The 20,649-nt window shown below is 71.8% G+C and carries 20 protein-coding genes and 2 tRNA genes; 8 read left to right on the top strand and 14 right to left on the bottom strand.

Annotated features, from left to right (window positions below):
• The first annotated feature begins 69 nt into the window (after nucleotides 1-69).
• Nucleotides 70-1,029, top strand: coding sequence for a L,D-transpeptidase family protein (locus H9I49_RS09575; protein WP_188030109.1), 960 nt, complete (start codon nucleotides 70-72; stop codon nucleotides 1,027-1,029).
• Nucleotides 1,030-1,103: 74 nt separating this feature from the next.
• Nucleotides 1,104-2,111, top strand: a complete 1,008-nt coding sequence (gene fgd / locus H9I49_RS09580) for a glucose-6-phosphate dehydrogenase (coenzyme-F420) (RefSeq protein ID WP_188030110.1) — start codon at nucleotides 1,104-1,106, stop codon at nucleotides 2,109-2,111.
• Here fgd and H9I49_RS09585 read toward each other — a convergent pair.
• Nucleotides 2,104-2,652, bottom strand: coding sequence for a DUF4188 domain-containing protein (locus H9I49_RS09585; RefSeq protein ID WP_188030111.1), 549 nt, complete (start codon nucleotides 2,650-2,652; stop codon nucleotides 2,104-2,106). The genes fgd and H9I49_RS09585 overlap by 8 nt on opposite strands.
• 73 nt (nucleotides 2,653-2,725) lie before the next feature.
• Here H9I49_RS09585 and H9I49_RS09590 point away from each other — a divergent pair, with 73 nt between their 5' ends.
• Complete coding sequence (locus H9I49_RS09590; RefSeq protein ID WP_188030112.1) at nucleotides 2,726-3,358, top strand: MerR family transcriptional regulator; 633 nt, start codon at nucleotides 2,726-2,728, stop codon at nucleotides 3,356-3,358.
• Between the two features lie 106 nt (nucleotides 3,359-3,464).
• On the opposite strand, the gene H9I49_RS09595 is transcribed toward H9I49_RS09590, so the two are convergent.
• The 7 genes from H9I49_RS09595 to H9I49_RS09625 all read right to left on the bottom strand — a co-directional run bounded on the left by H9I49_RS09595 (nucleotide 3,465) and on the right by H9I49_RS09625 (nucleotide 9,109).
• A tRNA-Glu gene (locus H9I49_RS09595) sits at nucleotides 3,465-3,537 on the bottom strand.
• A gap of 91 nt (nucleotides 3,538-3,628) precedes the next feature.
• A tRNA-Gln gene (locus H9I49_RS09600) sits at nucleotides 3,629-3,700 on the bottom strand.
• 58 nt (nucleotides 3,701-3,758) lie between these two features.
• On the bottom strand, nucleotides 3,759-4,514 hold the full coding sequence (locus tag H9I49_RS09605) for an HAD family hydrolase (protein ID WP_188030113.1): 756 nt from the start codon (nucleotides 4,512-4,514) through the stop codon (nucleotides 3,759-3,761).
• Nucleotides 4,511-5,143 carry a GNAT family N-acetyltransferase gene (locus H9I49_RS09610; RefSeq protein ID WP_188030114.1) on the bottom strand — a complete coding sequence of 211 codons (633 nt, stop codon included), beginning with the start codon at nucleotides 5,141-5,143 and terminating at the stop codon, nucleotides 4,511-4,513. The genes H9I49_RS09605 and H9I49_RS09610 overlap by 4 nt, the downstream gene beginning before the upstream one ends.
• Nucleotides 5,144-5,170: 27 nt before the next feature.
• The gene (gene gltX / locus H9I49_RS09615; protein ID WP_255523803.1) at nucleotides 5,171-6,790 is read right to left on the bottom strand and encodes a glutamate--tRNA ligase; all 1,620 of its coding nucleotides are present in this window, start codon (nucleotides 6,788-6,790) and stop codon (nucleotides 5,171-5,173) included.
• A 32-nt stretch (nucleotides 6,791-6,822) separates the two neighbouring features.
• On the bottom strand, nucleotides 6,823-7,602 hold the full coding sequence (locus tag H9I49_RS09620) for a fumarylacetoacetate hydrolase family protein (protein WP_188030115.1): 780 nt from the start codon (nucleotides 7,600-7,602) through the stop codon (nucleotides 6,823-6,825).
• A gap of 43 nt (nucleotides 7,603-7,645) precedes the next feature.
• Complete coding sequence (locus tag H9I49_RS09625) at nucleotides 7,646-9,109, bottom strand: SagB/ThcOx family dehydrogenase (RefSeq protein ID WP_188030116.1); 1,464 nt, start codon at nucleotides 9,107-9,109, stop codon at nucleotides 7,646-7,648.
• A gap of 70 nt (nucleotides 9,110-9,179) precedes the next feature.
• Between H9I49_RS09625 and H9I49_RS09630 the strand changes: the two genes are divergently transcribed.
• The gene (locus H9I49_RS09630) at nucleotides 9,180-10,058 is read left to right on the top strand and encodes a 3-methyladenine DNA glycosylase (RefSeq protein WP_188030117.1); all 879 of its coding nucleotides are present in this window, start codon (nucleotides 9,180-9,182) and stop codon (nucleotides 10,056-10,058) included.
• A 19-nt stretch (nucleotides 10,059-10,077) separates the two neighbouring features.
• Here the strand turns inward: H9I49_RS09630 and H9I49_RS09635 are convergent, their stop codons facing one another.
• Nucleotides 10,078-10,488, bottom strand: a complete 411-nt coding sequence (locus H9I49_RS09635) for a VOC family protein (protein WP_188030118.1) — start codon at nucleotides 10,486-10,488, stop codon at nucleotides 10,078-10,080.
• 178 nt (nucleotides 10,489-10,666) lie between these two features.
• The gene (locus tag H9I49_RS09640; RefSeq protein ID WP_188030119.1) at nucleotides 10,667-11,227 is read right to left on the bottom strand and encodes a TetR/AcrR family transcriptional regulator; all 561 of its coding nucleotides are present in this window, start codon (nucleotides 11,225-11,227) and stop codon (nucleotides 10,667-10,669) included.
• Between the two features lie 130 nt (nucleotides 11,228-11,357).
• Here H9I49_RS09640 and bioB point away from each other — a divergent pair, with 130 nt between their 5' ends.
• The 4 genes from bioB to bioD are packed head-to-tail and all read left to right on the top strand — an operon-like array spanning nucleotide 11,358 to nucleotide 15,723.
• Nucleotides 11,358-12,434, top strand: a complete 1,077-nt coding sequence (gene bioB, locus H9I49_RS09645) for a biotin synthase BioB (protein ID WP_188030120.1) — start codon at nucleotides 11,358-11,360, stop codon at nucleotides 12,432-12,434.
• Nucleotides 12,427-13,767: an adenosylmethionine--8-amino-7-oxononanoate transaminase gene (gene bioA / locus H9I49_RS09650; RefSeq protein ID WP_188030121.1), complete on the top strand. Its 1,341-nt coding sequence runs from the start codon at nucleotides 12,427-12,429 to the stop codon at nucleotides 13,765-13,767. Before bioB ends, bioA begins: the two co-directional genes overlap by 8 nt.
• Nucleotides 13,764-15,026 (top strand): 8-amino-7-oxononanoate synthase, encoded by a 1,263-nt coding sequence (locus tag H9I49_RS09655; RefSeq protein ID WP_188030122.1) that lies wholly within the window; start codon nucleotides 13,764-13,766, stop codon nucleotides 15,024-15,026. Before bioA ends, H9I49_RS09655 begins: the two co-directional genes overlap by 4 nt.
• Complete coding sequence (gene bioD, locus H9I49_RS09660; protein WP_188030123.1) at nucleotides 15,019-15,723, top strand: dethiobiotin synthase; 705 nt, start codon at nucleotides 15,019-15,021, stop codon at nucleotides 15,721-15,723. The genes H9I49_RS09655 and bioD overlap by 8 nt, the downstream gene beginning before the upstream one ends.
• 59 nt (nucleotides 15,724-15,782) lie before the next feature.
• On the opposite strand, the gene cimA is transcribed toward bioD, so the two are convergent.
• From cimA to H9I49_RS09680, 4 genes are all read right to left on the bottom strand, one after another.
• Complete coding sequence (cimA, locus tag H9I49_RS09665) at nucleotides 15,783-17,363, bottom strand: citramalate synthase (protein WP_188030124.1); 1,581 nt, start codon at nucleotides 17,361-17,363, stop codon at nucleotides 15,783-15,785.
• A gap of 324 nt (nucleotides 17,364-17,687) precedes the next feature.
• The gene (locus tag H9I49_RS09670; protein ID WP_188030125.1) at nucleotides 17,688-18,410 is read right to left on the bottom strand and encodes a gamma-glutamyl-gamma-aminobutyrate hydrolase family protein; all 723 of its coding nucleotides are present in this window, start codon (nucleotides 18,408-18,410) and stop codon (nucleotides 17,688-17,690) included.
• A gap of 38 nt (nucleotides 18,411-18,448) precedes the next feature.
• Nucleotides 18,449-19,216, bottom strand: a complete 768-nt coding sequence (locus tag H9I49_RS09675) for a 3-oxoacyl-ACP reductase (RefSeq protein WP_188030126.1) — start codon at nucleotides 19,214-19,216, stop codon at nucleotides 18,449-18,451.
• A 39-nt stretch (nucleotides 19,217-19,255) separates the two neighbouring features.
• Entirely contained in the window at nucleotides 19,256-20,629 is a 1,374-nt protein-coding gene (locus tag H9I49_RS09680; protein ID WP_188030127.1) for an aldehyde dehydrogenase, read from the bottom strand.
• Between the last annotated feature and the right edge of the window lie 20 nt (nucleotides 20,630-20,649).

Here is a 20,649-nt window from a genome sequence, read left to right on the forward strand (position 1 = left end):
GCAGGGTGGCCCCGTCACCCTCAGTGCAGCGCACCAGCACAGGCACGTCGGGTTCAGACAGGGGTCACGATGCACCGAGCCAGCTCTCCGTTCCGCTTCACGGGCGGTCTGCTCCGCGCCCTCACCCTGACGGGCGCCCTCGCACTCCTCGCAGCCACCGCCGCCTGCACCCCCGACCCAGGCCCGGGCGTCGCTGCCACGCAGGTCGGCCAGACGTCGCAGGGCTCGGGCACGAGCGGCACCCCGCAGCCGAGCGTCCCCACCACGGACCTCCCGACGACGGGCCTCCCGACGACGACAGCGCCGCCGACGACCACCCCGGCGCCCGCTCCCCCGAAGCCCTCCCCCACGACCGAGAAGCCGGCGCCCACCCCCGTCATCGTGCTGCGGCAGGGTGACACCGGCCCGAAGGTCCGTTCGCTCCAGGCGCGGCTGCGCCAGATCGGCTGGTTCGACGGCGACGTCAGCGACCGCTACGGATCCCGCACGGCGGCATCGGTGCGGGGCTTCCAGACCAAGCGGGGGTACGACGCCACGGGCCTGCTCGACGAGCACACGTGGGACAAGCTCGTCTCGATGACCCACCGACCGACCGCCGACGAGCTGGCCAACGTCAAGCCCGACCCGGCGACGCCGCCGCCCGGTTCCGTCGCGTGGGATGTCGACGAGCGCTGCATGACGGGCCGTGTCATGTGCGTCAGCAAGTCCACCCGGCGCCTCACGTGGGTGGTCGACGGCGTGCCGCAGTACGGCTTCGACGTGCGCTTCGGCAGCGACGAGCTGCCCACGCGCGAGGGCGTCTTCTCCGTCTACAAGAAGAAGGTCGACGTCATCTCGAACCTCTACCACACGCCGATGCCGTACTCCATGTTCTTCTCGGGCGGCCAGGCCGTGCACTACTCCTCGAACTTCGCCCGGCTCGGCTACTCCGGCGCCTCGCACGGCTGCGTCAACGTGCGCAACAAGCCGCTGCTCATCCAGCTCTACAACGAGGTCCGGATCGGCGACAAGGTCGTCGTGCACTGGTGACCGCCGGCTGAGGCACACCGGGCGCGCCGTCCTAGGCTGGCGGGGTCACTCCCCCACGACCCCGAGGAGTTCGCGTGCTCAAGGTTGGTTGGAAGGCGTCCGCGGAGCAGTTCGGTCCGCGCGACCTCGTCACGTACGCGGCCCGGGCCGAGGAGGTCGGGCTCGACTCGGTGTTCATCTCCGACCACTTCCAGCCATGGCGGCACCGCGACGGGCACGCGCCGTTCGCGATGAGCTGGCTCGCCGCCGTCGGCGAACGCACCGAGCGGGTGCTGCTCGGCACGTCCGTCATGACGCCGACCTTCCGCTACAACCCTGCGGTGGTCGCGCAGGCGTTCGGCACGCTCGGTGCACTGAAACCCGGCCGGATCGTCCTCGGCATCGGAACGGGTGAGGCGCTCAACGAGGTGGCGGTCGGCGCATCCGGGTCGCCGTGGCCCGAGTTCAAGGAGCGGTTCGCGCGGCTGCGCGAGGCGGTCACGCTCATGCGGAGGCTGTGGACCGAGGAGCGAGTCGAGTTCGAGGGCGAGTACTACCGCACCCACGCCGCCACGGTCTACGACCGCCCGGAGCAGCCGATCCCGGTCTACGTCGCCGCCGGCGGCCCACTCGTCGCGCGGTATGCCGGCAGGTCGGGTGACGGGTTCATCTGCACGTCGGGCAAGGGCCGGGAGCTCTACGAGGACAAGCTCCTGCCGGCCGTGGACGAGGGGCTCGAGAAGTCAGGGCGCACCCGCGACGACATCGACCGAATGATCGAGATCAAGCTGTCCTACGACCGCGACGCGGCGCAGGCGCTGCACAACGTGCGCTTCTGGGCGCCCTTGTCCCTCAGCGCGGACCAGAAGCACGGGGTCGACGACCCGGTCGAGATGGAACGCCTCGCCGACGAGCTCTCCGACGAGGAGATCGCGAAGCGCTGGATCGTGACGAATGACCCGGCCGAGGCGGTCGAGGCCGTGCGCCAGTACGTCGACTGGGGCTTCAACCACGTCGTCTTCCACGCTCCTGGCCAGGACCAGGGCCGGTTCCTCGAACAGTTCTCGGCCGACGTCCTGCCGGGGTTGCGCGAGCTCAGCTGACAGCGTCCACGGCATCGGCGCCGAGCCCGTCACTCCGGACACCCGGGACGGCCCGTGCGAGCCGGGCGTGCGCGCGGCGGGTGCGGTCGTGCGTCGTTCCGAACGCCTTGCCGAGGCCGGTGGGCGGCATGCCCAGGTAGAGGCTCTCGTGCGCGCCGGCCGGGACGGCATACGTCTCGTGCCAGAGGCCCACGGCGCCGGTCGCCATGCGGCTTCGCCGGTAGAACGCCGTCCACGCGGGCCGGTGGCGCCGCTCCGCGTCGTTGGCATAGGCGTAGATCGACTCGACGTCGCGCCAGTACTGCACGACCGTCGTTCCGCGGGCGCCGACGAGGCTGCGGGCCTCGAGGAAGCCCGGGTCGGGCCGGTCCCCGCACTCGGCGGCGGCCTTTGCGACGTACAGCTCCGCGAGCATCCCCGGCATCGCCGTGAGGACCGGTACCCAGAGGTCGGGTCGCCACGGCTGGTTGATGCGCATCCCGATGAGGAAGACGGCGAGGTCGCCGTCGTGGGTGTGGCTGGTGTGTGCGAAACCGGTCATGACACGCCTCTCGGATAGTTCGACTATCCAATTTTGGAGAGTCATACTATCCAAAGTCAAGAGAGGAACTTCCGTGCGCATCTCCGAGCTGTCCGACCGCACCGGCGTCACCATCCCCACGCTCAAGTACTACCTGCGGGAAGGGCTCCTGCATGCCGGAGAGGCCCAGAGCGCGACCCGGGCCGTCTACGACGACAGCCATGTCGAGCGGGTGCGGCTCGTGCGCACCCTCATCGACGTGGGGCGCCTCTCGATCGAGCGGGTGCGCGAGGTCGTCGACGCACTCGAGCACCCGCCGCCGTCACGGCACCAGCTGCTCGGCGTCGTGCACGAGGCTCTGCGTCCCCACCCCGCCCCGGAGCCACCCACGACGGAAGCGGTCGACCGCGTACGGGCGCTCGGCGCTCCCGGCTGCGACGAGTCGCTCGCGAGCACACAGCTCGCCCAGGCACTGTCGGCGGCGGCCGCCGGTGGCTGGGTCGTCGAGGACGCGACGCTCCGGGTCTGGCAGCGGGCCATGCACGCCGTCGCCGAGACCGACGTCGCCGAGGAGCTGGGCAGCATCGCACCCGCGGATGCCCTGCGCCACGCCATCGTCGGCACCGTGCTCACCGACCCGGTGCTGCTCGCGCTGCGCCGGGTCGCCCAGGAGGCCCTGAGCGCCGAGCGCTTCGGCTCGGCCGACCCGGAGGACGGGGTGACGTAGCGGGCCGACGTAGCGGTGGCTCGCCCGGACGACGTGGGCCCGGGAACGACAGAAGACCCCGGTCCAGTGGACCGGGGTCTTCCTCTGCTCCTCCGAGCAGTTCACGTAGCCCCGACGGGATTCGAACCCGCGCTACCGCCTTGAGAGGGCGGCGTGCTAGGCCGCTACACAACGGGGCCGTGAGCGGTGCCGAGCGGACTCGGCACGAGAAGAAACCTTACCGTGAAGGCTGGATTTCTCCGAATCGGCTCACGTGACCGTGAGCCAGAGCTGGGGTACCAGGACTCGAACCTAGAATGACGGAACCAGAAACCGTAGTGTTGCCAATTACACCATACCCCAAGGGGTTTCACTCCTCGCTGGCCTTGCAGTCAGCTACGGGGTGAACCGAAGAGGAATACTACCGGTCCCTGCGCGGAGGCCCAAATCGGTGGTCGATGGCCTCCGTGACCTCGTCGAGAGCATGCACGGTGGCCACGGCCTCAGAGGTCCCTCGACCGCCCCGGTCGAGCCAGATGGCCCGCAGCCCGGCTGCCTCGGCGCCGAGAACGTCCCACTCGAGGCTGTCGCCGATGCAGACCACGCGGCCCGGAGGAGCATCGAGGAGCCGGCACGCCTCGAGGTAGACGCGCGGGTCGGGTTTGCCGAAGCCGAGCGTGTCCGTGGTGACGACGACGTCGAAGCGCTCGACGAGGTCCAGGGCCTCCAGCTTGATACGCGTCGGCGCCGACGCGGAGTTGGTCAGCAGGGCGACGGGCAGCGCGGCGCGCTCGGCGGCCGCCAGCAGGTCGGCCACGTCGGGGAACAGGCGCTGGGCGCTCCTGAAGGCCGGCGCGTACGCGTCGTCGAACGACCGGTGGGCATCACCCGGGACCTCCAGGCCGAACGCCGTCGCGACCTCGGCGAGGCGCCGTGCCCTCATGACGTCGAAGTCGACGTCGCCGGACGCGTAGCGCGGAAACCATCGCTCGGGGTCGTCGTAGTAGCGCTGGGCCATCGCGCGGTGGTCGTCCTCGGCGCGGTGCGGCCAGATGATCGCGGCCGCGTACGTGCCCGCCTCGACCATCGCCCGGCGGGTGTCGACGATGGTGTCGTCGACGTCGAGGAGCAGAGCCTGCGCCCCGTCGAGAACGGCCTCGAGCCGAAGCGCGCTCACGCGACCGCCTCGACGCCGAAGAGCGGCAGGGCCGGTGCCACGCCGTCGACGACGACGCCGTGGGCCTGTCCCGAACCGACCCACATCGCCCGGTCGAGGCGCACGTGCTGAAGCGTCTCCCCCGAGTGCTCGAGGACCGACCGGTGCGTGTCGCGGTAGCCGAGGGCGCGCGAGACCCCGAGCGACGACGCGTTGTCGACGACGGCCGAGCTGACGGCCGCCTCCGCTCCGAGCGGGCCGAAGGCGAGCGCCAGCACCGCGGCCCGCATCTGCTTGCCCAGTCCCCGGCCCCGCGCCGACGTGACGAGCCACGACGACGAGTCGACGGTGCGGTCGGCGCGCCAGTCGGGCCCCTCGAGCCACTGGACCCCGACGAGCTCCCCACGGGACCGCACCACGAAGGGAAGGGCCCAGTCGTCGGTCGACCACAGGCCGAGCGCGCGCCAGTAGCCCTGTGCCAGGACAGCCCGGCGGTTCGCACGGTCGTCGAGGCCGGCATACCGCGTGGCGTGAGGGTTCAGCTCGACGTCGTCGGGCAGCGCCGCGGCGAGCACCCCCAGCTCACTCTCGGTCATGACGCGGAGGTCGAGGTCGGCGGTGCGCAGGTGGATGCCGTGCACGGGCCACACGTCAGCTCCCACAGGTCAGCCGACGCCTCAGACCGAGTCGCGCAGCGCGCGCAGGCGGCCGAGCGTCGACGTCTTGCCGAGGATCTCCATCGACTCGAAGAGCGGCGGGGAGATGCGCGCACCCGACACGGCCGTGCGCAGCGGCCCGAAGGCGAAGCGTGGCTTGATGCCGAGCCCGTCGACGATGGCCGTGCGCAGCGCCTCCTCGATGGCGGCGGCGTTCCAGGCGCTGCCCGTGCCGAGGACCCCGGGTCCGTGGTCGTCGACGTCGCCGAGGACCTTCAGGGCCGCGTCGAGCACGGCGGGGGCGTCGTCCTTGAGCTGGGCGCGGGCGTCGTCGTCGATGACGAGCTGGTCGTCGGCCACGAAGAACGGGCGCACCAGCGCCGGCGCCTCGGTGAGCAGCGCGATGCGGGTCTGGATGAGCTCGGCGATCGCCTTGAGGCGGGCCAGCTCGCCGAGAGACTGCGTCTCGCCGAGGATGCCCTCGGCCACGAGGTGGGGCAGCAGGCGGCCGGCGAACTCGCCGACCTCGAGCGACCGGATGTAGACGCCGTTGAGCCACTCGAGCTTCTTGAGGTCGAAGATCGGCCCGATGGGGTTGACCTTGGCCCAGTCGAAGGTGCGGCTGAAGTCCTCGAACGTGAAGACTTCGACGTCGGTGCCCTCGGCGTCCTGCTGCGGCGGATAAGCAAGCAGCGCAAGGAAGTTCACCAGCGCCTCGGGCAGGTAGCCCTGCTCGCGGAACCAGGTCAGGCGCGCCGCGGGGTTCTTGCGCTTTGAGATCTTCGACTTGTCGGTGTTGCGCAGGAGCGGCATGTGCGCGAACGCCGGTGGCTCGAGCCCGAGCCACCGGTAGAGCAGGACGTGCTTCGGCGTCGAGCTGATCCACTCCTCGCCGCGCACGACGTGGGTGATCCCCATCTCGTGGTCGTCGACGACGACGGCCAGGTGGTACGTCGGGAAGCCGTCGGCCTTGAGGATGACCTGGTCGTCGGGGCGCGGCGCCGACACCTTGCCCCGGATGACGTCGTCGAAGACGAGCGGCACGTCGTCGGGGATGAGCATGCGCACCACGGGCGACTCGGTGAAGCCGGGCAGCGTCGACCGCTCCTCGCGGGTCTTGCCGACGCACAGCCGGTCGTAGCCGGTGGGCTGCTTCGTCTTCTGCTGGACCTCGCGCATCTGGTCGAGGCGCTCCTTCGAGCACCAGCAGTAGTAGGCGTGGCCGTCCTCGATGAGCCTCTCGACGTAGGGACGGTAGGTGTCGAGCCGCTCCGACTGGCGGTACGGCGCAAAGGGACCGCCGATGTCCGGGCCCTCGTCCCAGTGGAGCCCGAGCCACGCGAGGGTGTCGTAGAGCTGCGCCTCGCTGTCCTCGCGGAAGCGCACGCGGTCGGTGTCCTCGACGCGGAGGACGAACTGGCCGCCCTGCTGCCGGGTGAAGGCGAGGTTGAAGAGCGACATGTAGGCGGTGCCGACGTGCGGGTCGCCCGTCGGGCTCGGCGCGACGCGGGTGCGCACCGGACCACTGCCGTCGGACGTGCTCCGCCGGGCCTGGCCTGCCGGGCGGACCTCGACCTGCGCGTCACCCGGGGCGGCCCCGGGAAGGGAACTGGACGGCATACCTGATGTGTTGTCGCTCATGGTGCGACCAGCGTAGTGGGCGCCCAGAAGTCTCAGCGACGCACGAAGGTGTTGGTCAGCGAGCCGATGCCCTCGATCTCGACGGTGACCTGCTGGCCCCCCTCGACGAGGCCGACACCCGCGGGGGTGCCGGTGAGGATGATGTCGCCGGGGAGCAGGGTGAACGCGGCCGAGGCGTACTCGATGATCGCGCCGATGCCGTGGATCATGTCGGCCGTGGAGCCGTCCTGGCGCACCTCCCCGTCGAGCGTCGTGACGATCGAGACGTCGGCGGGGTCGAGCTCGGTCTCGACCCACGGACCGAGCGGGCAGCTCGTGTCGAAGCCCTTGGCGCGCGCCCACTGGCCGTCGGAGCGCTGCCAGTCGCGGGCCGTGACGTCGTTGGCGATCGTGTAGCCGTAGATGCACTCGGCAGCCTTCTCGGCCTTGACGCCCTTCGTGATCGTCTTGATGACGACGGCGAGCTCACCCTCGTAGGAGACCTCGCGGCTGCCCGCCGGCAGGACGACGGGGTCGAACGGTCCGACGACGGAGGTGTTGGGCTTGAAGAACATCAGGGGCTCGGCCGGGGCCTCGCCGCCCATCTCCTTGGCGTGGTCGGCGTAGTTCTTGCCGATGGCCACGACCTTGGAGCGCGGGATGACCGGTGCGAGGAGGCGCACGTCCTCGAGCATGACCGGCGGCTGGCCGCTCGGCTGGATCCCGATGTAGAGCGGGTCGCCCGCGAGCGGCGTGATGACCTCGCTGCCGGGGTCGCCCTGGACGATGCCGTATGCCGGGTCGTCCCCGGTCGTGTACCTCGCGATGCGCACGGGCCCCAGCCTACGACGACGCCCGTCGACCGCCCGTGCCCGGTCAGCGCGGCCAGACGATGGTGACGTCGGCCGGCGACCCGGGCAGCCCGCTCGGGCGGGTGCGGTACTCCGGCACGCCCACGCACGTCCACAGCAGGCCGGCGACGTCCTGTCCGAGCAGGTGGGCCAGGTCGGAGTCGCGGAACGTCATGCCCGACGCAGCGGCCCCGAGGGCGTACGCCATGAGGTGGAGCCGGCCCTCGGCGAGGCCCGACATGAGCTGGACCTCGCGGTAGTCGTGGTCGTCGAGCCCGGCCAGGTCGGTGCCGCTCATGACGACGAACGACGCATCGCGTGCCAGTCCCTGCTCCAGCGCGGCGGTGAACAGCTCGGCGCGCACGGCCTGCTCCGGGAGGGGGCGTACCGGAGTGGTGACCTCGGGCCAGAGGTGGATGCCGGTGGGCACGTCGTCGACCCCGCTCACGCCCACCCAGTGCGGCACGGTGACCCCGCGCAGCGAGGCAGCCATCGCGTCGAGAAGAACGTGGTGCGGGAGGGAACTGTCCGGGTGCAGCCGCCGGATCGAGCCCTTGCTCACGACGACGGCGTCGACGCTCGGGCCGGGGTCCACCGCGAGGAGCCGGACGGGGCCGCCGCGCTCCAGCTCGGGACCGAGCTGCGCCTGCTCCCCCGCCCGCTGCGCTGCGGTGACGAGCGGGAACTCGAGACCGTCCGCGTCGTGGTGACCGGGAAGCGGGTCGCCGGTGGGGTGCACCGCGGGTCGTCCGGGGCCGAGAGCCACGAGGGCCACGGGGAACTCGTGCACCCGGTCCGCGCCCACGAGGGCAGCCACCTCGGCATCCGGGAAGGACGTGAAGAGGCGGGCGGTGAGACCAGCCGAGTCGGCGAGGGCCAGCAGCTGCGCGAGCATCGTGCCGGCATCCCAGTAGATGTGGCGGAAGCCGCGCTCGCGGTATCGCCAGCCCGTGCGCCACGGCACTCCGGTGACGACGATCGTCGGCGCGTCGCCCGTGGGTGGCGGCCCGACGACGACGAGCGTGTGCGCCTCGGGGTCGTACCAGTGCAGGCCCGGTTCGATCCCTTCGGCGGCCCCGCCGCGCGGTACGGCCACGTAGAGCTCGAGCGGGAAGCGGGCGCCCGCCGACCCCGCGGCGCGGAAGAGGACGACGCCGCCGTCGGGGCGGGTGGTCCGCCGGGTCACTCCGGACGACAGGTAGAGCAGCCGCGCCAGACCGGGGAGGTCGAGCGGGGACTCCTCGATCGCGGCCGCCCCGGAGAGCACCGCGGTGGCCGGGGCCGGCGACGCCGGCAGGTCGGCCGGCAGGAGGATCCGGTGCAGGTCGTCGTCGTAGTCCTTGTAGGGCCGGGGTCGCCGGGTCACGTCGTTCGGGACGAAATCCTGCACGAGGCGGTCGTCGTCGGGGACCTCGGTCCACTCACGGTCGGCTGAGTAGCAGGTCAGGCGGTGCAACAGGTGGGTGGGCCGCTCGTCATCCGGTGCCATGAGGTCATCCTGCCTTCGAACGGCCCGTGCGCGGTGGGGTCGGGCGGCTCCGATCGCCTACCCTCGTGGGGTGCAGGTCCTGGGTGAGCCGCAGTGGCGCGAGCGGACGGCGGCGCACGAGGCGCGGGTCGATGCCGCGACCGCCGCGCACCTGTCCCGCCGACGTGACCACCGCACGCACCCGGTCGAGGACTTCCTCTTCACGTACTACTCCTTCAAGCCCGCCCAGCTGCGCCGCTGGCACCCGGGGGCCGGGGTCAGGCTCGAGGGCGCGGCTCGGGCGCCGCACCGCGACTGGCGCTTCTACGCCGTCGAGGGTGACCAGGCGCGGGTCGACACCGACGCCTTCCAGGCCGCCCGCGGGGATACTGTCCGGTTCGTGCGCGACCTGCTCGTGCGCACGGCAGGACGGCCGGCGCGGTTCGGGTGCTTCGGCCTGCACGAGTGGGCCATGGTCTACCGCCTCGACCCCTCTGACGTCCGCCACTCGGGGTGGCCGCTGCGCCTCGGGCCGGAGGGCACCGACACGGTCGTCGAGAGCCACCAGGTCGCGTGCTCGCACTTCGACGCGTACCGCTTCTTCACCGCGGACGCCATGCCCCGCAATGCTCTTCGCCCGACGCGGGAGAGCCAGTCCGAGCTCGAGCAGCCGGGCTGTCTGCACGCCGGGATGGACCTCTACAAGTGGGCGCACAAGCTCGTCCCCGCCATCCCGAGCGACCTCGTCATGGACTGCTTCGAGCTGGCGCGCGACGTCCGGTCGCTCGACATGCGCGCCGCGCCGTACGACCTGCGCGAGCTCGGCTACGAACCGGTCGCCATCGAGACACCCGAGGGCAAGGCGGAGTACGCCGCGGAACAGCGCGGGTTCTCGGTCCGCGGCCAGGCCCTGCGGGCCCGCCTCGTCGAGGCGATCGACGCGGTCACCAGCCAGGCGGCGCGGCCCTGACCGTCCACCACCTGGCGCGTCACCGGTCCTCGGCGGACTCGGCGTCGTCGGGGTCGAGGTAGAGGCAGAACGGGTGGCCGGCAGGGTCGAGCATGACCCGGACGTCCTCCTGGGGCTGGTAGGCGGCGACCTGTGCGCCGACCTCCACGGCATACGCCGTCGCGGCCTCGAGGTCGTCGACCTCCAGGTCGAGGTGCAGCATCATCAGCGGCCGGCCCGCCTCGCTGGGCCACACCGGGCGCACGTAGTTCGGCTCCTGCTGGAAGGCGAGGTTGTAGCCGGACGTCTCGTCCGGGGCGAGAGTCGCCCAGCCGGGGCTGTCCTTGTAGAGCGTCCACCCGAGGAGGCGTTGGTAGAAGTGCGCCAGGTCCGACGCGTCGGGGGCATCGAGCACGACACCGAACCAGTGCTTCTTCGTCCGTAGCGGCATCGCACCAGTGTGCCCGCGCAAGGGATGCAATCGGGCGGTGCGCCGCATGTATCAGCGCGGTGCGGCCACGCACTGTCAGGTGTCGGCGAAGGTTCGGGCACGCGCGCCGACGACGTCCACCCCGTCAGGGGGTGGTGCTGGGCGGGGCCCGGGCCGCCCAGCACGTCCACGTCCGCGCTCAGTCCCGTCCCGTCGCCAGGCCGCGCACGATGACCGCCATCCCGATCTCGAACGCCTTGGCATCGCTGGTCGGGTCAGGGGTGGGCAGCTCGGGGTCAACCTGCGCCATGAGCGCCCGGTTCTGCTGTGCCGCAACGGAACCGAGGATGTGGTGGAGCACCAGCGTGGCCACCTCCTCGCGCTCCGACGGGGTCGCGCCGGCGTCGTGGACCAGGCGCGCCAGGTCGCGGAGGGGACGCGCCGAACCTGGCTCGACGGCATACGCGAGGGCGACGACGTCGGCGGCGTCGGGGACCCGCAGCAGCGCCTCACGGATGGCGACGGCAACACCCGTCAGGGCCTCGGCCGGAGGGCGGTCCGTCGGCGGCTCCGGGATCTCGGCCAGGAGCACGTCGGCCACCTCGACGAGCAGCTCCTGCTTGTTGGCGACGTGCCAGTAGAGCGCTCCCGGGGCAACGCCGAGCTCCCGGGCGAGCCTGCGCATCGACAGGTCGCCGAGCCCGTAGCGGCGCAGCAGGTCGACCGCGGTCGTCACGACCTGCTCCCTGGTGAGTGCCATGGTGCGCTCCCCTGCCTCCCTGCCGCGGCGACCCGAGACGGACCCCACGTTGACACCCGAGCGTACCCACTCGGCATACTGAACGGCGTTCAAGTTGAACACCGTTCAACGCCGCGCGCAAGGAGCCTCCATGACCCGCCGATTCGACGACCTCGCCGACGCCGTCCTGGCCGGCACCCCCGCCACGCCGGACGAGGCGATCGACGTGCTGCGGACGACCGACGAGGAGCTGCTCTCGATGGTCGACGCCGCGGCTCGCCTGCGCCGCAAGCACTTCGGCAACACGGTCAAGGTGAACTACCTCGTCAACCTCAAGTCGGGCCTCTGCCCGGAGGACTGCCACTACTGCTCACAACGGCTCGGCTCGCAGGCCGACATCCTCAAGTACACGTGGCTCAAGCCGGACGAGGCGATCGAGCAGGCGGCCGCGGGCCTGCGCGGCGGCGCGACCCGGATCTGCATGGTCTCGAGCGGGCGCGGGCCCACGGACCGCGACGTCGAGCGCGTCGCCGGCATGGTCGGCGCCCTCAAGGGCGAACATCCCGACGTCGAGGTGTGCGCCTGCCTCGGGCTGCTCAAGGACGGTCAGGCCGAGCGCCTGCGCCAGGCCGGGGTCGACGCCTACAACCACAACATCAACACGGCCGAGTCACACCACGACGACATCGTCACGAGCCACACGTACGCCGACCGCGTCGACACCGTGACCAAGGCCAAGGGCGCCGGCCTGTCGCCGTGCTCGGGCCTCATCGCCGGCCTCGGCGAGAGCGACGAGCAGCTCGTCGAGGCGCTCTTCGCGCTGCGCGACCTCGGCTCGGACTCGATCCCCGTCAACTTCCTGATGCCCTTCGACGGCACGCCCCTCGAGGGCACGTGGGAGCTCACGCCGGGTCGCTGCCTGCGGATCCTGGCCATGGCCCGGTTCGTCTGCCCCGACAAGGAGATCCGCATCGCGGGCGGTCGCGAGATGCACCTGCGGTCACTGCAGGGGCTGGCGCTGCACGTCGCCAACTCGATCTTCCTGGGCGACTACCTGACGTCGGAGGGGCAGGCGGCAGAGGCCGACCTCGAGCTCATCCGCGACCACGGCTTCGTCGTCCTGGGGAGCGAGGCCCAGTCGACCGCCGGCCTCGCCGCCGCGACAACGACGCACGACCCCGCCAAGCGACGCCGCGGCGCCGGGACCGACCTGCCCGCCAATGCCTGACCCCGTCGGGACGCCGCTCGCCGCCCGCGACCGCGGCCTCGTCTGGCACCCGTACGCACCGCTCGACGGCCCCGAGCCGTACGCCGTCGAGGCGGCCTCCGGCGTGCGCCTGCGCCTCGTGGCCCCCGACGGGGAGACGTTCGAGGCCGTCGACGCGATGGCGTCCTGGTGGTGCGCCGTCCACGGCTACCGGCACCCCGTGCTCGACGCGGCGGCGCACGAGCAGGTCGAGCGGTTCAGCCACGTCATGTTCGGCGGCCTGACGCACGAGCCGGCGGTGAGCCTCGCGGAGCGGCTGACGGCAATGGCGCCGGGACCCATGGCGCACGTCTTCTTCGCCGACTCGGGCTCCGTCTCGGTCGAGGTCGCCCTCAAGCTGTCGTTGCAGTACCAGGCGGCGCGCGGCAGGCCGGGCCGCCAGCGCTTCCTCACCGTCCGCGGCGGCTACCACGGTGACACGTTCGCCGCGATGAGCGTGTGCGACCCCCTCGACGGCATGCACTCCGCCTTCCCCGGCGCGTTGGCACGACAGGTGTTCGCGCCTCGACCACCGGCGGCCCGTCTCGTCATCGGTCCGGACGGCGAGGAGCACTGGGAGGTCGACCGGTCCGCGGTCGAGCAGTGGGCCGTGGAGGTGCGTGCGCTCGCCGCCGCCCACACCGACGAGCTGGCGGCCGTCGTCGTCGAGCCCGTCCTGCAGGGTGCCGGAGGAATGCATGTCTACGACCCGGGCTGCCTCGGCGTGCTGCGCGAGGTGGCCGACGACCACGGCCTGCTCCTCATCGTCGACGAGATCGCCACGGGCTTTGGTCGCACGGGCCGGCTCTTCGCGTCGGAGTGGGCCGACGTGTCCCCCGACGTCATCTGTGTGGGCAAGGCGCTGACCGGCGGATACCTCACTCTTGCAGCGGTACTCACGACCCGGCGAGTGGGCGAGGCGATCACCCGGTCGGCGTTCCGCGCCCTGTTGCACGGCCCGACCTTCATGGCCAACCCCCTCGCGTGCGCGGTCGCCAACGCATCGCTCGGTCTCGTCGAGGAGCGCTGGAAGGACGACGTCCCGCGCGTCGGACGATTGCTCGCCGAGCACCTCACGCCGGCGCGAGGCCTGGCCCACGTCGCCGACGTGCGCACGCTTGGGGCGGTCGGCGTCGTCCAGCTCGACTTGCCCGTCGACGTGCAGGCCGTGACCCGCGCGGCCCTGCGCCGCGGGGTCTGGGTGCGCCCGTTCCGCGACCTCGTCTACACGATGCCGCCCTACGTCTGCACCGACGCCGAGGTGCGCCTCGTCGCCGAGGCGGTCGTGGGGGCCGTCGCGGAGGTGCACGCATGAGCGGAGTCTGGGACGCGTGGCTGCAGGAGCGGTCGGCCCTGCGCTCGGAGCGCGGCACCGAGCGCTTCGACCCCGTGCTCCGTCTCGGCGGCCGCCTACCCGGCCGCCACGACGCTCTCGACCTCGCCTCCAACGACTACCTCGGGCTCTCGCAGGACGAGCGCGTGGTCTCGGCGGCCCGTGAGGCGCTCGAGCGCTACGGCGCGTCCGCTACGGCGAGCCGCCTCGTCACGGGGACCCTCCCGATTCACCGGGACCTCGAGGCCGCGCTCTGCCGCCTCACCGGCCATCCTGCGGCCCTCGCCTTCTCCACCGGGTATGCCGCCAACCTCGGGGCACTGACCGCGCTGAGCGGGCGCGGGGCCGAGATCCTGCTCGACGCTCACGCGCACGCCTCGCTCCACGACGCGGCACGGATGTCGCGCGTCCCGTACGCGACCTTCGCGCACAACGACCCGGTCGACCTGGACCGCGAGCTGGCCGCCCGCGCCGGTCGCCGCGTCGTCGTGGCCATCGAGTCGATCTACTCGGTGCTCGGCGACGCGGCGCCTGTGCGCGCCTTCGTCCAGGTGTGCCGGCGACGCGGCGCCCTTCTCGTCGTCGACGAGGCGCACGGCATCGGTGTCGCCGGACACGGTCGCGGGCTCGTCCACGAGCTCGGCCTGACCGGTACGCCGGACCTCGTCGTGACGATGACCCTGTCGAAGTCGCTCGGGTCGCAGGGCGGCGCGGTGCTCGGTTCGACGGCGGTCCGCGACCACCTCGTCAACACGGCGCGCAGCTTCATCTTCGACACCGGCCTCGCACCCGCGTGCGCAGGCGCGGCCACGGCGGCGGCAGACCTCGTCGCCGACGACCCGACCCTCGCTGCGGCCGTGCGTGCCAACGCGCGCACGATCGCAACCGTGTGCGGGATCGACCAGGCGGCCGGGGCGGTGCAGTCGCTCCCCATGCCCTCTCCCGCCGCGGCCGTGGCCGCGGCCCTCCGGCTGCGCGAGCAGGGGGTCCTCGTCGGCTGCTTCCGGCCGCCGAGCGTCCCCGACGGCGTCTCCCGGTTGCGGGTCACCGCCCGCGCCGACCTGACCGGCGACGACCTGCTCGCGGCCGCCCGCCTCGTCGCCCGCGCCGTCGAGAGGTCACGGGCGGACGATGCTCCCTCGCCCGTCCGTGGCCTCCCGTCGGTCGCGGCCGGCGAGCCGGTCGACCCGGCCCGGCCGGCCGCGCTGCACGTCGTGCCGCCGCAGGACCCGCATGGCTGACGCCGGGTGGCCGAAGGTGCTCGTCGTCACGGGCACCGACACCGACGTGGGCAAGACCGTCGTCACGGCGGCTATCGTGGCGACGCTGCGTGCAGCGGCACGCACCGTGGTGGCCTACAAGCCGACGCAGACGGGCGTCGCGCCCGACGAGCCCGGCGACATGGCCGAGGTCGCCCGTCTCACCGGGGCGCCCACGTCGGAGGGCGTACGCCTCCGGGCACCGATGGCGCCGCGCCCGGCTGCCGCGCTCGAGGACGCGACGCTCCCGACGCTCGACGACCACCTCGCGGCCGTCCACCGGCTGGGCCAGCACCACGACCATGTCGTCGTCGAGGGTGCAGGGGGCCTGCTCGTCGAGCTGACCGAGGCGGGCGAGACGGTGGCCGACCTGGCGCGCCTGCTCCCCGGCAGTGGCATCGTGCTCGTCGCCCGCAGCGCACTCGGCACGCTCAACCACACGATGCTGACCCTAGAAGCGCTCGCGCACAGGGGCATTCGAACGCTGGGCGTCGTCATCGGTGGATGGCCCGAGGACCCGAGCGTCGTCGAGACCACGAACCGCGACTACCTCGAGGCCCTGCCGGAGGGCCTGCTCGGCGCCGTCCCGTGGGGGGCGCCGGCACTGGCACCCGAGGCGTTCCGTGCCGCGGCACCCACGTGGCTACCGCGACTGCACGACGGGCTCACCGGGCCCTGAGGGGTATCGGGCCACGCGGCATACCTGTCCGCGGTGTGCGACGCTGCCGCGGACGCGCCTCAACGACGCGGGATGCCCTGGCGCAGCAGGCCGTGGACGATGCCGTCGGTCAGGGCCCGCCACGACGCCGCGAGGATCGAGCCCGCCACGCCGATGGTGTCCCACGACGTCTCGCCGTCGGAGGTCTCGATGAGCACGCGCGTGATGGCGTCGGTGCCGTGCGAGGCATCGAGGATGCGCACCTTGAAGTCGATGAGCTCGATCTTCTCGATCTCCGGGTAGGCGCGGCTCAGGGCCTCCCGCAGGGCGTGGTCGAGGGCGTTGACCGGGCCGTTTCCCTCGCCGGTCGCGATGAGGCGTGAGCCGTCGGCGCGCAGCTTGACGGTCGCCTCGGACGTCGCGGCACCCTCCCCCGACGAGTCGGTGATGACGCGCCACGACTCGACCTCGAAGTAGTGGGTGCAGCCGGGCTCGAGCGCCTCGCGCACCATCAGCTCGACCGTGGCGTCGGCCGCGTCGAAGGTCCAACCACGCAGCTCGAGGTCCTTGACCTCTGCGAGCACCTTCGCCACGACGTCGGGCCGGTCGGAGAGGTCGAGCCCGGCCTCTCGCGCCTTGAGCTCGATGCTCGCGCGCCCCGCCATGTCGGAGACGAGCGTGCGCATGCCGTTGCCCACCAGGGCAGGGTCCATGTGCTGGTAGAGGTCGGGGTCGACCTTGAGGGCACTCGCGTGCAGGCCGGCCTTGTGCGCGAAGGCGCTCGCGCCCACGTACGGTTGACGGCTGTAGGCGGGGACGTTGGTCACCTCGCTGATGGCGTGCGCGATGTGCATGGCGCGCCGGAACGCGTCGGCCTCCATGGCTTCGAGCTCGAGCTTGAACTGGAGGTTCGCCGCGACGGTGACGAGGTCGGCGTTGCCCGTGCGCTCGCCGTAGCCGTTGACCGTGCCCTGCACGTGCGTCGCGCCGGCGCGGACAGCGGCGACGGAGTTGGCGGCCGCGCAGCCGGTGTCGTTGTGGCAGTGGGCCCCGATGCGGGCGCCGGTCTCGGCGATGACGTCGGCGACGACCACCTCGACCTGGTGCGGGAGCATGCCGCCGTTCGTGTCGCACAGCACGACGACCTCGGCGCCCGCCTCGTGTGCGGTGCGCACGACCGACAGTGCGTAGTCGCGGTCGAGGTGCCAGCCGTCGAAGAAGTGCTCGCAGTCGACGAAGACCCGGCGGCCCTGCGCGACGAGGAACGAGACGGTGTCGCGCACCATGGCGAGGTTCTCCTCGAGCGTGGTCTTGAGGGCGCGCTCGACGTGGCCCGTGTGTGACTTGGCCACCAGACACACGACGGACGCCCCCGAGTCGACGAGGGCGCGTACGAGGGGATCCTCCGCGGCGAGCCCGCCGGCCCGTCGGGTGGCCCCGAAGGCGGCGAGCGTCGCGCGGCGGAGGCTCAGCTCGCCCTTGGCGCGCTCGAAGAACTCGGTGTCCTTCGGGTTCGCGCCCGGCCAGCCCCCTTCGATGAAGTCGACCCCGAGATCGTCGAGCAGTGCGGCAATGGCGAGCTTGTCGGACACCGAGAGGTTGAGCCCCTCCTGCTGGGCGCCGTCGCGCAGGGTGGTGTCGTAGACGTGCAGCGCTTCCATGGCCCTCATTGTCCTCGATCTCGGGGATGCGGCCGACCGCGGCGTGGCGGTCGGCTCGGAGTGACGTCGCGTCTCGTTTCTCTTCTCGTGCGGTGGGGCCGGGGTGGTGGCCGCCGCGGGTCTCCCTCAGGGGTGGGTCGGGAAACAAAAAGACCCCCCAGGGTTGGGAGGTCTGCGCAACGAGGGGTGCTCGTCGCGCTATTCGATAATGAGCGTGCCGGTGGGCACGAGGCGCTTCATCACACGCCAAAGGTAGGGCTCACGAAACACGGGCGAAACACCCCGTCCGGATCGTGGACCCGCTGTCCACCTGGTGGCCGCGGCTCAGCCCTGTCGCACGGCGACCGCCGCCTCGACCAGCGCGCGGAAGAGACGCGGGTCGCTCCCGACCTCCGGGTGCCACTGGACGGCCAGGCGGAAGGCTGCGTCGGCGTCCTCCATGGCCTCGAGCGTGCCGTCGTCGGCCCAGGCCGAGGGCTCGTAGCCGGGGTGCGTCAGCACCGACTGGTGGTGGTAGCTCGGCACGTCGGTCTGCTCCCCGAGGATCTCGGCCAGCCGCGTGCCCGGCACCGTGCGTACGGGGTGGCTGCCGTACGTCGCGGGGCCCGGTGAGTGGTCGTCGTGCCCGACCCGGTCGGGGACGTGCTGCTCGAGCACTCCCCCGGCAGCCACGGCCATGACCTGCATCCCGCGGCAGATTCCGAGGAGCGGCAGGTCGAGCGTGGCCGACGCGCGGGCGATGGCGAGCTCGGTCGTGTCGCGGTCGGGTCGCGACGCCTGGACGGTCGCGTGCCGCTCGTCGGCGTAGAGCTCGGGGGCCACGTCGACGCCGCCCGCGAGCACCACGCCGTCGAGGCGCCTGAGGATCTCGAGGGCGACGCCGTCGTCGGTGTCGGGGCGCGGGGGGATGACGACCGCGATGCCCCCGGCATCCTCGACCATGCGCACGTAGCGATGCGGGACGAGTGCACCCGGGACGTCGACCCAGTGGCCCCACGAGGCGCGCTCGACGTAGGCCGTGATCCCGATGACCGGCCGGCTGGTCACGTGCGCCACCTCATCCCTCCCATGAGACCACGCGTGGCTCAGAGAGGTGTGACATACGCGCCGGAGATCCCGCCGTCGACCAGGAAGGTGGAGGCCGTGATGAAGCTCGACTCGTCGGAGGCGAGGAAGAGCACGGCGTTGGCCATCTCCTCGGGCTCGCCGAACCGCCCCATCGGCACGTGGACGAGGCGTCGTGCGGCGCGCTCCTCGTCCTTGGCGAACAGCTCCTGGAGCAGCGGCGTGTTGACCGGCCCAGGGCACAGGGCGTTGACCCGCACGCCCTCGCGGGCGAACTGCACGCCGAGCTCGCGCGACATCGAGAGCACGCCACCCTTGCTGGCGCTGTAGGAGATCTGCGAGGTCGCGGCGCCCATGACGGCGACGAATGACGCCGTGTTGATGATGGAGCCCTTCTTCTGCTCGAGCATGTAGGGCAGGGCGGCCTTGCAGCACAGGTAGACGGACGTCAGGTTGACCTCCTGCACCTTGCGCCACGCGTCGAGGTCGGTGTCGAGGATGGAGTCGTCCTCGGGCGGGCTGATCCCGGCGTTGTTGAAGGCGATGTCGACCGAGCCGTACGTGTCCTTGGCCGTGCGGAAGAGTGCGTCGACGTCCGCCTTGCTCACGACGTCGGTGCGCACGAAGCCGCCACCGACCTCCTCGGCGACCCGTGGCCCGTTGGTCTCATCGAGGTCGCCGATGACGACCTTCGCGCCTTCCTCGGCGAACCGCCGCACCGTTGCGAGACCGATGCCGGAGCACCCTCCCGTGATGACCGCGACCTTGCCGTCGAGCCTGCCTGCCATGTGGATTCCTTCCAGCCCAGTGGATGCGTGATGTGTCGGTCAGTCGGTCGAGATGAAGACGTTCTTCACCTCGGAGAACGCGTCGAGCGCGTCGGGGCCGAGCTCGCGGCCGAGGCCGCTCTGCTTGAAGCCGCCGAAGGGAGTCGAGTAGCGCACGCTGCTGTGCGAGTTGACGGAGAGGTTGCCGGCCTCGACACCGCGCGCGACGCGCAGCCCGCGACCGATGTCGCGCGTCCAGATCGAGCCGGAGAGTCCGTATGCCGTGTCGTTGGCCTTCGCGACCGCGTCGGCCTCGTCGTCGAACGGCATGACCGCGACAACCGGTCCGAAGACCTCCTCCTGCCAGACCCGGTCGCTCGTGGAGCGCGGGAGCACGACGGTTGCCGGGTACCAGTACCCGGCCCCGTCGGGCGCCCCGCCACGGAAGGCCACGTCGACGTCGTCGGTCGACTCCTCGACGAACGATCGGACGCGCTCCTGCTGCCCGGCGCTGATGAGGGGACCCATCTCGGCCGACTCGTCGTGCGGGTCTGTGACGACGACGCCGTGCACGGCCGTCTCGAAGTGCTGCATGAACGTGTCGAAGACGCTGCGCTCGACCAGGATCCGGCTGCGGGCGCAACAGTCCTGTCCCGCATTGTCGAAGACGCCGTATGGCGCCCGCGCCGCGGCCAGCTCGAGGTCGGAGTCTGCGAAGACGATGTTGGCGCTCTTGCCGCCGAGCTCCAGGGTGACCCGCTTGACCTGGTCGGCGGCGCCCCGCATGATTCCCTGCCCGACCGCCGTCGAGCCGGTGAAGCAGATCTTCCGGACGTCGGGGTGCGTCACGAACCGCTCTCCCACCACCGACCCCTTGCCCGGGACGACCGTGAACACGCCCTCGGGCAAGCCTGCCTCGAGGGCGAGCTCACCGAGGCGCATCGCGGTCAGTGGTGTCAGCTCGGCCGGCTTGAGCACCACGGTGTTGCCGGCCGCGAGGGCCGGTGCGAAGCCCCAGCCGGCGATCGGCATGGGGAAGTTCCACGGCACGATGATGCCGACGACGCCGAGCGGCTCCCGGAACGTGACGTCGACGCCGCCCGCGACGGGGATCTGCCGCCCGAAGTGCCGCTCCGGGGCGCCGGCGTAGTACGCGAGGACGTCGCGGACGTTGCCGGCCTCCCACCGGGCGTTGCCAATGGTGTGGCCGGCGTTCTCGACCTCGAGCAGGGCGAGCTCCTCCTGGTGCTCACCGACGAGGTCGGAGAAGCGGCGCAGCAGCAGGGCCCGGTCCGCAGGGCTCACGGCCCGCCAGGCCGGGCCCGCTGCCGAGGCGTGGGCGATCGCGGCGTCGGCCTCCTGCACCGAGGCGAGCTCGACCGTCCGGACCACCTCCTCGGTGGCCGGGTTGATGACGTCGTGGGTCGTGGTCATGTCGTGCGTGTCGCTTTCCG

Origin of the sequence: Terrabacter sp. MAHUQ-38 (genome assembly GCF_014518425.1) — a bacterium.
Classification (GTDB): domain Bacteria; phylum Actinomycetota; class Actinomycetes; order Actinomycetales; family Dermatophilaceae; genus Terrabacter.

Coding starts and splice junctions, on each gene's coding strand:
- H9I49_RS09575 (WP_188030109.1), top strand. CDS start 70: ATGCACCGAGCCAGCTCTCCGTTCCGCTTCACGGGCGGTCTGCTCCGC.
- H9I49_RS09585 (WP_188030111.1), bottom strand. CDS start 2,652: ATGACCGGTTTCGCACACACCAGCCACACCCACGACGGCGACCTCGCC.
- gltX (WP_255523803.1), bottom strand. CDS start 6,790: ATGAGCGACAACACATCAGGTATGCCGTCCAGTTCCCTTCCCGGGGCC.
- H9I49_RS09625 (WP_188030116.1), bottom strand. CDS start 9,109: ATGGCACCGGATGACGAGCGGCCCACCCACCTGTTGCACCGCCTGACC.
- H9I49_RS09635 (WP_188030118.1), bottom strand. CDS start 10,488: ATGCCGCTACGGACGAAGAAGCACTGGTTCGGTGTCGTGCTCGATGCC.
- H9I49_RS09640 (WP_188030119.1), bottom strand. CDS start 11,227: ATGGCACTCACCAGGGAGCAGGTCGTGACGACCGCGGTCGACCTGCTG.
- bioB (WP_188030120.1), top strand. CDS start 11,358: ATGACCCGCCGATTCGACGACCTCGCCGACGCCGTCCTGGCCGGCACC.
- bioA (WP_188030121.1), top strand. CDS start 12,427: ATGCCTGACCCCGTCGGGACGCCGCTCGCCGCCCGCGACCGCGGCCTC.
- H9I49_RS09655 (WP_188030122.1), top strand. CDS start 13,764: ATGAGCGGAGTCTGGGACGCGTGGCTGCAGGAGCGGTCGGCCCTGCGC.
- bioD (WP_188030123.1), top strand. CDS start 15,019: ATGGCTGACGCCGGGTGGCCGAAGGTGCTCGTCGTCACGGGCACCGAC.
- cimA (WP_188030124.1), bottom strand. CDS start 17,363: ATGGAAGCGCTGCACGTCTACGACACCACCCTGCGCGACGGCGCCCAG.
- H9I49_RS09675 (WP_188030126.1), bottom strand. CDS start 19,216: ATGGCAGGCAGGCTCGACGGCAAGGTCGCGGTCATCACGGGAGGGTGC.
- H9I49_RS09680 (WP_188030127.1), bottom strand. CDS start 20,629: ATGACCACGACCCACGACGTCATCAACCCGGCCACCGAGGAGGTGGTC.